Source organism: Aquirufa aurantiipilula (assembly GCF_019923745.1).
Classification (GTDB): domain Bacteria; phylum Bacteroidota; class Bacteroidia; order Cytophagales; family Spirosomataceae; genus Aquirufa; species Aquirufa aurantiipilula.
In genome coordinates, this window is the sequence record NZ_JAANOG010000005.1 from 104,349 (window position 1) to 117,125 (window position 12,777).

Sequence of the window (12,777 nt, forward strand, 5' to 3'; positions counted from 1 at the left end):
CCTATAGGTTAAGATTTTTCTTAATCTCTGGTAATATCATTTGAATATCCTCCAATTTCCAAAGGGCAATCGTCATAGGTGGTGCAGGGGCCACATAATCATTAATCTCCCATAATGGTGAAACTGGGAAATTAAATGGTGCCAATTTCAGGTTTAAGTCTCTATAATTACCCGTTAAGATATCTTGATTGATGTGATTTGGTCCCGTAATACAATTCGTAGTTAAAATATATCGGACATTCGAATTACAATAGTTCTCTAATGCTAAGTATATATCTTTATTAGAAAGGTGAAATAATACATGCCTACACAACCAAACATCTGAATTTGGAAATTGATCTTTAGTGATATCAAAATGAACAAACTGAGCATTAAGATGTCCAAATTTTTCAGCATTATTGGTTACAATATCTTTAACGATGTCCCCTCCTATATAATCAAAATCATTTGATTCAAGTAATAATTGCATCCAATTCAAATCTCCACAAGGAGCATCAAAAACAGATTTAATATCATAAGTTTTCATAAGTTCAGGAAATTTTGATCGCAATAATTCTGTTTGCTGAATGGTTGAACCAAGCCCAGAAACACTCTCTGCATTTTCCCAATAATTGGACTTATAAATACCCGTAAATACTGATTCTCTGGAGGAGATTTTAAACAATACCCTTTCATGAATCCCTCGCTTGATATGATAGATGATTTTACTGAATAATTCAGAAATGATATTTTTCATGATTTTTTATTAAAATGGTAATTATGATTATCAAATTCTATTGATGCTATCAAATTTGGATATATTCGTTTTACTTATTCTTATTTTTACTCTCTATAATCTTTTTTAAAGCATCCTCTTTACAATGCATCCCATCATAAAAATATGAATTATCCATTCCTAATTTATTTGGATTAAAAGTGCCGAGTACCAAAATTTTATGCAATTTGGCGAATTCATTAACTTTAACTTCTGTACTTAATACCAAAGGATATTTACTTTCAATAACTTCATAAACAAGAGGAGGAAATGGAGAAAATATAAATTCAATTTCAACATGATTCTTTTCTAATTCCTTTATCAATTTATTGAATGTTATCCAACTTCTCTTAGAAAAAACTTTAAAATTCTCAATACTGTATAAATCCTTAGATATATATTCATGTATTCTATTGTCAATTTCTTTAACACTTGACTGTCTAAACAATTGATCATAAACTAAAGCTCCATCTGTTAATTTAGTGGCCGAAATATTGTGCGAGTTAGAGGTAGGAGTTGGATCTAAATCACCCTTTAAAAATTTGGGCATGAGCTTCAATGAGCTTTGAAAATACGAGAATGAAAATAGCTCTTTGTATTTCATTAATTCATACCCTTCCTGAGACTCCAATTGAATAAATCTATTATAATATGTAGCAATCGACTTCCACCGATTTTGATCACTTAAATCATTGAATGTCCAAGGATCAATACCAATAATTATTTTTTTGGGTACCTTTTTATACTCTTTGTAAATTTGATAAATACTAACAATATCCTCCATACTTGCCCCACTCACTGAATTATTAAAAAACGTTGTTCCGGGAAAATGACTTGAATTGAAAAGCATGGTTCTGCTAGAGCCAATGATAATTGTTTTAGGACTAATTGATTTCAGCTTAATTAATTCCAATTGACATAATCTTTCATCATAATTTCCAAAATTCGTTACATATTTTCCAGACCCAATAATCTTAGCCATTTTTTGTTCATAATCATTGGCAAATAATCTGGCAGCATCTCCGAAATAATTGACAAAAACTAGAATTCCCAAAAATGGAGTGACGAAAAAAATGGTTTTTAAAATAAAGGTCTTCATCATTAAAACTGGAAATAAATGAATTGACTTTCATTATAATTCCCGAAACAAAGAATCATGAATAATAGCACATAATAAAAAATATACCGAATTGGTCTTTTCCAGGTAATACCTATATGCGAAATGGCATATTGCCCTTCTCTTCCTATCCATTCTATCAGAATAAAAAGGAAAATTATAGGAACGATTACTACTGCTTTGCTAATTCCTCGAAAATAAGGGATACTCACAAGAGAACTGGAAAATATCTCAGAAATAAAACTAAACGCATGACTCACGTCATTAGCCCGAAAGAAAATCCATGCAAAAACAGTCAAACTAAATGTAATTCCTATGGATAATAATTCGCTCAAACTTGGAAAATTTCTTCCGCTAGCAACTATGTCAAGGTTATTTCTATTCGTATTAAAAATGATTGAAGGCATGATAAATAAAGCATTGAGAAGTCCCCATACTATAAAAGTCCAATTAGCTCCATGCCATAAACCACTTACTAAAAAAATCACAAAGGTATTTCGAATTTTGACAAGCATTCCCGATTTACTTCCTCCTAATGGGAAATAGAGGTAATCCTTAAACCAAGATGATAAGGAAATATGCCACCGCCTCCAAAATTCTGCAATATCTCTTGAAAAATATGGGAATGCAAAGTTTCTTAAAAGCTCTATTCCAAATAAACGGGCAGTTCCAAGTGCAATATCTGAATAACCTGAAAAATCACAATAAATCTGAAATGTAAAAAATAAAGCCCCTAAGACTAAAGTACTTCCAGCATATTCTGTAGAATTATTAAAAATAACGTTGGCATATTCCGCACAATTGTCTGCTATGACTATCTTTTTAAATAAACCCCACAATATTTGTTTCAAACCATCAACCGCTTTTAAATAATTAAACTCGCGTTTTTTAATGATTTGAGGTAATAGGTGTGTCGCTCTTTCAATGGGTCCCGCAACCAATAACGGGAAAAAACTAACAAATAAAGAATAATCAATAAAATGACGTTCTGGCTTTATCTTACTTTTATAAATATCAATCACATAAGATAAACCGTGAAAAGTATAAAATGAAATTCCAACAGGTAATATGATATTTAAGGTTTCTACATGGACATTCAAACCTATCTGGGCTAATGAATTGACAAATGAAGAAGCGAAGAAATTATAATATTTGAAAACGCCAAGAAACCCCAAATTAACGATGATACTTAACCAAAGCCAAAAAAGCTTCATTTTTTGCGCTTCTGACTGGTATATCATTATACCAGTATAGTAATCAAGCAAAGTAGAAAAAATCAATAAAAACAGAAATTTCCAATCCCAACATGCATAAAAAAAATAACTTGAAACTAAAAGTAAGATATTTTGAAGCTTCAAATTGCCTCTAGTTCCGAACCAATAAAATAGAAAAACTATTGGTAAAAATATAGCAAAACTATATGAGTTAAATTGCATACTATAATTCAAATACTCCTTTAGTATCAATATGCATTATATCTTCTAAAATAGTTTGGACGTTCGGACGTTGGGACAATGTTGACGTTAAACAAGCCATTTTATAATAATGATAATGCTGTTCATTAACTTTTAAAAATTGATTAAAACTATCGGGATATTGGTTAATATTTATAGGATTCGTTCCCAATAAATGAGCCATTCCATAAATATCATGCATAGCTAAGTCATCACCTTGGAGTTCATCAGAATAAATAAATAAAACTGGTTTATTAAACATAACAGCATAAGAAGTTGCGGCACTAGATCTTGTAATTACATATTCACAATTTTTCACAAGGTCTGATGTTTTATGATAATAAACTTCTCGATTCCCAAAACAAGGTGCAATAAAAGGGTGTTTTGCTTTATAATGTCCAGCAATCTTTATTTTAACACCTGTATCTAATTCCAATTTATCAAAAAATGCCGTTAATGTTGGATACCAAACTTCCGTGGTTAAAAATACTTTTCTTTTAAGTATTGTATAATCACTAGTAAACATGGGACCTGGTGCATCCAATAAAACGGCATATTTAACTTCAGATAGATTTCCCATTTGTGAAATATTCCTCTTAAGCAATGAATTGGAGTAGTCTTGACAGTGTAAAAAAACTTTTTGAGCCGTCTTATTCACCGTTTTATCTGAAATTGCTTCTTCTAAATAATGTTCTCCTGCTATCAAAAGGTGCGTAGCTGTACTAGGCAATAACCTAGCAAAATTAGAAAAAAATAGGGAAGATATTCTTCTTTTGATTTCCTGAAAAGATGTACTAGTTTTTAATAACCTTTTGATCCTTGAAAAATAACCTTTTTCAATTAACGAACTTTCGTTTCCAATATTAAAATGTGTGGGTATTCCTCCAAAATAGGCCTTCAAAATGGACAATGAAGGTTTTTTCAAATATACATAAATTAAAAAATTACATATTAAATCTTTAAAAGATTGATTCGGTATAGCATTATAAATACAAATTTTAGCATTTCCAATTTGAGAATTTAACCTTCTTAGCTTAATAATAAATTCAGAAAAATTTTTTATTTGACAAATTTCATTTGATTCAAATCTTTCAGCCGAATATGAATTTGAAAATTTAGCCGTTAATAGTGGAGAAAGATCCCAAACCTCAACTTTAGAGAATTTCTTAAAGACATCTAATTCCAAATAATTATAAATATGCTCAGTAAATTTATATGGATATAATACTATGTAAATCGACTTATTCAAAACTTATAATTTTAATTCCTAAATAGCTTTTACTTTTTGAATCCATATATTTGATTTTCATATCTATCAGAAATCGCTAATAATTTAACGTATAATTCCTCTGAAATCCCATTTTTAAACTCCTTCATTTTTTTCATCCTTAAAGAAATATCTAACACTCGCGGACATCTGGCATTAGTTAGTGCATTTCCTAAAGCAAATCCTGGCTCAGTTCCCAAAAATTGACATATTTTATCCATTTCAATTTGAGTATCTTGAACAAAATCTTCAAAGACTACATTGTGTATTTTTGAAGGATATTTCGCTTTATTATATTGATTAATAGTACATTCAATTAAATTTAGAACTGTAAATACGCAGCGCTCCATTGGGTTTAACTTAAGCCAAGTTTTTTCAACACCATTACAGTACCATGGTAGGTTTTTACTTTCAAAATCAATTGAAAGTGTAAATGATCGAGGATCATTCAAGAATCGTTCTCCCCATCCTCTTATAAACCAAGAATGAATCATATCAACTGGATGCCTTAAAACATGAATCATTTTATAGTCAATTTCTAATAAGTCTAGAAATTCCAAATTTACCATCATATCATGCGTCATGAATGGGAATAATCGATTTCTTTTCCTCAACTCATCAATTATACTATCTCCCTCTTCTGCTGACAGTCTTTTAAAATATTGTTCCGCATTGGGATGTTTTAGTACACTTGTTTGATCTCCAGGTCTAAAGTTCGCATTTCTTGAAAGTAATTGATTGTAAGCTAATTCGTTCATAATAGTCCGAACACTTGATTTCGCATATTCAGGACTAATCATTTGAAAAGAAAGAGCTGGGACAATATGTTCTAACAAAACAAAAAATTGTAATTGCTCTGTGTTTTTTAAAGTAGGCAGAATATTTGAAAACAATGATTTTCCACACCTAGTAATCCCATCTACGAATACAACATTATTTGAAACATTTTCTTGTAATGCAAAAATAGGTGATTTTGATATATTCATTTTTTAAATTAATTCTGTTTTAAATTGCTGCAGTTTAAAATCACTTATTACATATGGGCTGCGAAAAGCAATAAATCGACCATTCCTTCTATTGATTTTATTATACCGTAATGGTTCCTTTGTATTCCAGTCGAGCAATTTACCTCCACCAGATTCCATAATTACTTGACCAGCAGCTGTATCCCATTCTGAGGTTCCTACTAATCGGGGGTATACATCAACATGCCCAAAAATTAATCTTCCGTATTTTAGAGAAGAACCAATAGCCTCACATTGTGATATTTCATTTTCTAAGGCAAAGTTATTTGCATCAGCATGATTATGAAATCGACTAATTGCCATTTTCAAAGTTTTCCTCTTGGGCAATAGCTTTACTGTTTTTTTAATACCACGTATTATTGCCCAAGCCTTTTTACCCAAAATTCCTACATATAATTCGTCTAGGCCTGGGGCATAAATTATACCAATAATTGGTGTATCGAAATCGACTAAAGCTATATTAATTGTAAATTCATCATTAAAATCCAAAAAATCTTTAGTACCATCCAAAGGGTCGACTAACCAATAATATCTAGACTCAAATGGCAATTCACGTTCTTCTTCAGATACAATGGGGAAATTAGTTTTACTTAATGATTTAACAATTGATTGATTAGAGCTCCTATCTGCAATTGTAAGAGGAGAGCCATCTTTCTTGATTTTTATCTCAATATCTTTCTTATAATGTTCCAATATTAAGTTCCCTGCTAATTTTGCTGCATCAATTGCCAAATACGCAAGCTTAATTAAGCTTTTTTTGTCTAATTCATTCAATATTTTAATGATTTAAATAATAAATTTTAATTGCCACTAATAGGATTGCCACAACACGAATAAATAACCTTAAATATTTAGCGTAACCTTCACTTTTTATAGCCTGGAACAAATTTTTCCCAATTAATGAATAGGAAATAAAACCTATGAACATACATATTCCAGTCTTTGAAAAATTAAATTGATAATTATTTAGCAAAATAAAAGCTATTTGAGTTAATTGAAATAAAACATAAATAGCCGCAGTTGTTCCTAATTTTTGTTCTTTATCGTGACATTTTTGACTGACAATAGTAGGTAATATTGCCCCCCCAAGACTTGTTGTGCCTTGGATAAGACACATAAAAAAAATAACAATTGACAATCTTTGTTTTGAAGAATTTGGGGGTAAGATGGCATTAACTGTTGCTTTAAATGATGTAATAAATAGGAATAATCCCATAATTATTCCAACAAATCCACCCAGATATTTCGCTAAAAACATCCCAATTATTATCATTGTTATAACAATTGGGAATGATTTTTTAAAAAGTGAAATATTGATGAATTTGTAATGCTTTATTACTTGACTGAGGCTAATTATTAGAGAAGTGGGAAGTGTAAGGCTGAGTACGTCAAAATATGAATAACCAAAAAGCATTAATAAGGGTGTTCCCACTAGTAAAACACCAACTCCGAAAATTGACTGCAATAAAGCAACAAAAAATATTACAGCTAATATATCAAATGGAAGAAACATGCTTATTTTTTGAGTTAAAGAAAAAATGAGTCTACTAAAGTATCTTTTACTTCCAATGAAATGTTTTTGCTAAATCTTTAACTAGATGTGTTTGTATCATATTCATTCTGCTTCCTGAATTTGGATAACCAACTGCTGTTACTAATATTAAATCTTCATCGGTTAACTCATTGGAATTTCTAAGAAATTCTAATATTTTAATTACATGATCTAGGTTATCTTTAGGGAATTTTTCTGGAAAATAAATTCCTTTAACACCTGGGAAAAAATTGAAACTTTTTGCAGACATTTCCTCATCACTTATTGCAAGAATAGGCTGAGTTAAATTACGAGTAGATAGTGCTTTGGCAGCAAAACCAGAACGAGTTATTGCTACAATTTTTGTGACGATTGCTTCATTACATATTACTTCAATAGCATCTCCAATAGCAACGGGAATTGCTGATGTCAATTTTGTGGAATTTAATAATTTTACATTTTCCTTTTTTCGCAAATAGTTTTCTGACTTTGCGACAACCCTTGTCATAAGACTAACTGCTTCAACTGGATTCTTACCGATAGCCGTTTCCCCGGATAACATCACTGCTGCACAACCATCCAAAACGGCATTACTTATATCACAAACCTCTGCTTTAGTAGGAAAGCTGTTCTCAATCATAGAATGTAATAACTCCGTAGCAACAATAACTGGCTTTGCATATCTTCGTGCAGATAGAATAATTTCTTTTTGCATTAAAGCAATTGAATCAAGTTCAGTTTCCATAGACAAATCTCCTCGATCAATCATAATTGCATCAGAAACTTCAATTATTTCCTCCATATTATTAATACCACCTTGATTCTCAATTTTACTTACAATTCTTGGATAACTAAGTGGATTAATAATGTCTCTTATTGCCTGAACATGTTCTTTTGATTCTACAAAACTTAGCCCAATAAAATCCACCTCATTTTCTTGAGCAAATTTCAACATTAATCGATCTCTTTCAGTAACTAGTTTTGTATTCAATTTTACATATGGAACATTAATGCCTTTTTTACTTTTGAGACACCCTGGGGTTTCAGCTTTTAAATAAATATCTCTCCCTGTAATTTTTGTAATTGTAAACTTAAGTGTACCATCATCTGCTAAAACAGTTTGACCAGCCTCTAAGTCATTATGCAGATTTTCATAATTCACAGGTACTTTTTCTTTTCCATCAAATGATATGTCAGTTGTTAAAATTATTATATCCCCAATATCAAATTGTGGTTCAGATGCCAATTGAGTAGTTCGAATCTTCCTGCCAGGAATATCAAGTAAAATGGGTGTATCAGGTAAAACACGATGAATAAGTGAAATAACTTCTTTGTGCCAATCAAGAGAGTTATGAGAACCATTTAATCTGGCAATACTCATTCCTGCTTTTTTTAATTCCAATAATGATTTTGCATTATTGGTAGCTGGACCTATTGTGGCAACTATTCTTGTATTATTCATTATAATATTATTTAAAAGAATTTTTAAAATTATTCATTTATAAAAAGTTCGCACCCCTTAAGTGCTTCTAAGATTTCTGGGCGAAAATATTTTTTATCTGGCTTATTCCCTCCACTTAAAATTTCTCTCATCATAGAACCACTGATTTGATTAGTAACTTCAGGATTGAGTTTAAAGTGTGGGCATGTGTGCTCTGTTACTATGCCATCACAAGATTCACAATAAAATGGCCCATGTAAGTACATTATTTTTATTCCTATTTCATTTTCAAAAATATGCAATATATCGTGCCCAGCATATTTTTCGTAATAATTACCAACCCCTGCATGGTCTCTACCAACTATAAAATGAGTACAACCATAATTTTTTCTAATAATAGCATGAAAAACTGCTTCACGAGGGCCCGCATAACGCATTGATGTTGATAGGATTCCAAGTACAACTTTGTCAGTTGGATAAAATCCATCAACTAAAGCTCTGTACCCAGTCATAACTGCTTCAGGTGTATAATCCCCGTTTTTCTTTTGACCAACTAAAGGCTGGATAAATAACCCATCCACATGCTCTAGTGCTACTTTCTGCAAATATTCATGAGCTCTATGAGGAACATTTCGCGTTTGAAAACCCACTATCGAATTCCAACCAAGTTCGGCAAATTTCTTCTTTACTTCTGCAGGAGTTAATTCTAGACTACTGATTCCTTCTTTTACTTGTTTTAAGAAAATCGTTTTCCCTCCAATAAACCAATCTCCTTGACTATAAAATCGTGAAACGCCAGGATGTTCAATTTCAGATGTTGAATATATTAATTTAGCTACTTTTTCCTTGTCACATGTATAAATACTTTCGGGATAAACTTTACCTACTAAAATGTCTTTATAAATTAAATCAATGTGAGACACATTTGAGGCCATCTCTGCGGTTTCTTTATTAACATCTAATATCACTGGAATAGGAAATGGGTAACCTGAAGGTAATCTCATTTTTTCAGTAACAGATATAAATTCTGATTCTGTCATAAAATGATCTAATGGCAAAAATGCCTCAATCCCAATTTTTTCAAGTTCTAAATATTGATCTTGCCTAAGCGTTAAAGAAATACTATTCATCTATTCTTTTATTTATTGAAAGCTTTTCTATAAAGAATTTCTGCCATTTCATTTGGAGATAATCCCTCTGAAATATCAAATATTAGCTCTGGGTTAATAGGTTCATTCCATGGAATATCTACACCTACAACGTCTACTATTTTATTTTCTAAGGCTTGTTTATATAAGCCTTTAATTTCTCTAACTTGTAATTGATCTATGTTACCTTTTAAATACACTTCAAAGTACTCTTTAAATTCTTTTCTATTATTTTCTAATAATTGCTCATTTGAATAAAGTGCGGCTACTAGAACAATTATTGATTGTTTTTCTAAAAATGCAGCTAAATTATGCATCCTTTTAATTTGAATTTCACGATCTGTTTCTTTGTAACCTAGATCATTACCATATAATTGACGAATTACATCCCCATCTAGTAAAACCATATTAGGAATACTATTTTTATATTTTTTTTCAAATTCTTGACTCAAAGTCGTTTTTCCTGAAGCGGAAAGGCCTGTTATCCAAATAACCATAATTATCTCTTAGTCTTTATTCCAATTAGCAATATTTTCTCCTGATTCCAAAATCAAATTCCTTGCATTAGGCAACCCATTGCCAATAAAATTAAATAAATTTGCAGTGGCTACAGCACTAACATTTACAAGTTGAAGACCTTTTAATAGGTGACTCTCATTCCCAGCTCCACCTGCAATGATTAATGGCAAACTGGTGATTTTGTTAATACTCTCAATTAATGTTTCATCATATCCAAAACCTGTTCCATCTTTATCTATTGAATTTAAATAGATTTCTCCTACGCCTAAATCTTCTAAATACTTAATATATTCTGATAATGAGAAATCCACTTTTACCGTGCCATCTTTAATGAAAACTTCATAACATTCACCATTAGATTTACAATCTATACTTGCGACAACACTTTGACTTCCATAATTCCTAATCAAATCTTGAACCATTATTGAATTTTGAACCAATAATGAATTAATAACAATTTTATCTGCGCCACTTTTAAAAAGTAATTCTGCATCTTCTAATGTTTCTATTCCTCCGCCTGCAGCAATTGGTATAAAGACATCATTAACGAGATTACTTACCGTTTTCGCAAATTCGTATATATTTTTGTTTGATTTACTTGCATTTAATAAAATCAATTCATCTAATGCAAAAGATATATTTTGAAACTTATAATTCTTCTCTAACCAATTTAAATTCCCCACTTTCTGAAGTCGAAAATTTCTACTTTGCATAAAAAACCCTTCAGAATAAATTAATGTGAAAATTATTCGTTTTCTTAACATTAAAAATTATTTAAAAAGTTTCTAAAAAGATGTAAACCATTAAACTGGCTTAATTCAGGATGAAATTGAACACCACAGATATTCGCTTTTTCAAAACCTGCGATAAAATCATTTTGATAATTGCAGATACTTTGATTTATATTATCATTAGAATGCATTCGAAAACTATGTGTAAAATAAAAATCTGAATTGTCCTTTATCCCATCAAATAGTTTACTATTAAAATTGACCTTTACCTGATTAAAACCAACATGCGGCACTTTAACTTTTGAGCGATCAAACTCTCTTACTTCTCCATTTATAAAAGAAAGACCATTATTATAACCAGATTCTGAAGAAGAATTCCCCAAAAGTTGCATCCCTAAACATATGCCCAAAATCGGGATTTTTTGTTCTAAAACGGATTTATTCAATGCTATATCTATTCTATTTTCTTTGATTTGATGAATCGCTTTACCAAAATTACCAACACCGGGTAAAATTATTCTATCCGCTTTTTCAAAATCTTCTATCTTATTAGATAAAATTATACTTTGAACATTCAAATAGTTTAGAGTAGTAACTAGTGATCGAATATTTCCCATTCCATAGTCAACAATTACAACATTCATATTTCAAAATCTTCTCCTGGTACGTATTTAGGTTGCCAAATCCCATCAATTTTTTGAAATAATTCTTTGTTGGCATACTTATCTAAAACTGCATCAAATTCTTCTTTTGTCATTTTATAGTAATCTAAATAGGTATCAATTAAACTTTCAGGATAAGAGTTATCATACATATTTACCAAATTCAATGCTTGTTCTCGATTCATTGCCCCTCTACGAATTTCAATTCCTGCATCTTGAGTCGCTCTTCCAAATCCAAATTTTAGATACATCAAATAGGCATGGAGTGCATACAATGCTTGATCATTTTGAGAAAAATTTGTAAAAGTATCGGCATTCCCTTCATCCTTTTCGATTAGACCACATTTCTCTTTTGCTACTACATAGTTTCGATATGAATCCCATGATTCATAGTATGACCAATGAGTAAATGAAAGTCCTATATCTGAAATTTCTTCCTTTTTAGGAAAATTAAAAAACGCTAAATCAGCATCTGATATATCCCCATCTTCCTTGATTCGATTAAAAACAATATCATGCCCTCCTTCAAGATAGATTTTCTTCATGTAATCAATTCCATATAAAGGATTATTTTTGCTTTCTGTACTACCACCGTACTCAATCTCTCCGTCTTCACCATAAAATATTAATGGAATTTTAAAGTTAACAGCTGTCTTAATAACAGCAGTATGGATTGCTATTAACCAACCATAATAGGGAAAGCCCTTTTCTATAAATCCATATTTATTTAATCGATCTAATACTTTAGGATTGGGAGTGATATGTATATGATCATAACCTGAATAAATGAAATTTAATAAATTTTTATCGCCAATTTCGAGAGATAAAGCAGGCCTAACTGTTACGCAAAGAGGGTTCATTCCATATTTATGCTTTAATTGATATGCAACATATGAACCATCCTTTCCCCCACTTACTGGAACAATACAGTCAAAACTGCCTGATTTTGATTTATACTTATTTATTAAGCTCTGTAATTCAAATTGCCTATTGCTCCAATCCATGTTTTTCTTTTCCTGCATCCATTGACAAGCATTACACCATCCATTTTCATCGAATGAAATTCGTGGCCTAGTTGACATGTTTAAGCAATTCTTACACCATGTTATTTTTTTACTGCTCATAGCT

General features: G+C 30.8%; 13 protein-coding genes. All 13 read right to left on the reverse strand.

Annotated elements, in window-relative coordinates; all coding sequences use genetic code 11:
• Window position 1: 1 nt before the first annotated feature.
• Window positions 2–736 carry a class I SAM-dependent methyltransferase gene (locus G9H60_RS07260; RefSeq protein ID WP_223143390.1) on the reverse strand — a complete coding sequence of 245 codons (735 nt, stop codon included), beginning with the start codon at window positions 734–736 and terminating at the stop codon, window positions 2–4.
• Between the two features lie 70 nt (window positions 737–806).
• The gene (locus G9H60_RS07265) at window positions 807–1,856 is read right to left on the reverse strand and encodes a hypothetical protein (RefSeq protein WP_223143391.1); all 1,050 of its coding nucleotides are present in this window, start codon (window positions 1,854–1,856) and stop codon (window positions 807–809) included.
• The gene (locus tag G9H60_RS07270) at window positions 1,856–3,085 is read right to left on the reverse strand and encodes an MBOAT family O-acyltransferase (RefSeq protein ID WP_317197226.1); all 1,230 of its coding nucleotides are present in this window, start codon (window positions 3,083–3,085) and stop codon (window positions 1,856–1,858) included. The genes G9H60_RS07265 and G9H60_RS07270 overlap by 1 nt, the downstream gene beginning before the upstream one ends.
• Before the next feature lie 223 nt (window positions 3,086–3,308).
• A complete protein-coding gene (locus G9H60_RS07275; protein ID WP_223143393.1) occupies window positions 3,309–4,574 on the reverse strand; it encodes a hypothetical protein in 1,266 nt (421 codons plus the stop codon).
• A gap of 29 nt (window positions 4,575–4,603) precedes the next feature.
• The gene (locus tag G9H60_RS07280; protein WP_223143394.1) at window positions 4,604–5,578 is read right to left on the reverse strand and encodes a sulfotransferase domain-containing protein; all 975 of its coding nucleotides are present in this window, start codon (window positions 5,576–5,578) and stop codon (window positions 4,604–4,606) included.
• Between the two features lie 3 nt (window positions 5,579–5,581).
• On the reverse strand, window positions 5,582–6,391 hold the full coding sequence (locus G9H60_RS07285) for a 3'(2'),5'-bisphosphate nucleotidase CysQ family protein (RefSeq protein ID WP_223143395.1): 810 nt from the start codon (window positions 6,389–6,391) through the stop codon (window positions 5,582–5,584).
• A gap of 4 nt (window positions 6,392–6,395) precedes the next feature.
• Entirely contained in the window at window positions 6,396–7,130 is a 735-nt protein-coding gene (locus G9H60_RS07290; RefSeq protein WP_223143396.1) for a sulfite exporter TauE/SafE family protein, read from the reverse strand.
• Between the two features lie 46 nt (window positions 7,131–7,176).
• Window positions 7,177–8,610, reverse strand: a complete 1,434-nt coding sequence (pyk, locus tag G9H60_RS07295; protein WP_223143397.1) for a pyruvate kinase — start codon at window positions 8,608–8,610, stop codon at window positions 7,177–7,179.
• 29 nt (window positions 8,611–8,639) lie between these two features.
• Window positions 8,640–9,719: a sulfate adenylyltransferase gene (locus G9H60_RS07300; RefSeq protein ID WP_223143398.1), complete on the reverse strand. Its 1,080-nt coding sequence runs from the start codon at window positions 9,717–9,719 to the stop codon at window positions 8,640–8,642.
• An 8-nt stretch (window positions 9,720–9,727) separates the two neighbouring features.
• Window positions 9,728–10,234 carry an adenylyl-sulfate kinase gene (locus G9H60_RS07305; RefSeq protein ID WP_223143399.1) on the reverse strand — a complete coding sequence of 169 codons (507 nt, stop codon included), beginning with the start codon at window positions 10,232–10,234 and terminating at the stop codon, window positions 9,728–9,730.
• Between the two features lie 9 nt (window positions 10,235–10,243).
• Window positions 10,244–11,020: a HisA/HisF-related TIM barrel protein gene (locus G9H60_RS07310; RefSeq protein ID WP_223143400.1), complete on the reverse strand. Its 777-nt coding sequence runs from the start codon at window positions 11,018–11,020 to the stop codon at window positions 10,244–10,246.
• Window positions 11,020–11,631: an imidazole glycerol phosphate synthase subunit HisH gene (gene hisH, locus G9H60_RS07315; RefSeq protein WP_223143401.1), complete on the reverse strand. Its 612-nt coding sequence runs from the start codon at window positions 11,629–11,631 to the stop codon at window positions 11,020–11,022. Before hisH ends, G9H60_RS07310 begins: the two co-directional genes overlap by 1 nt.
• The gene (locus tag G9H60_RS07320; RefSeq protein ID WP_223143402.1) at window positions 11,628–12,773 is read right to left on the reverse strand and encodes an N-acetyl sugar amidotransferase; all 1,146 of its coding nucleotides are present in this window, start codon (window positions 12,771–12,773) and stop codon (window positions 11,628–11,630) included. The genes hisH and G9H60_RS07320 overlap by 4 nt, the downstream gene beginning before the upstream one ends.
• Window positions 12,774–12,777: the final 4 nt, after the last annotated feature.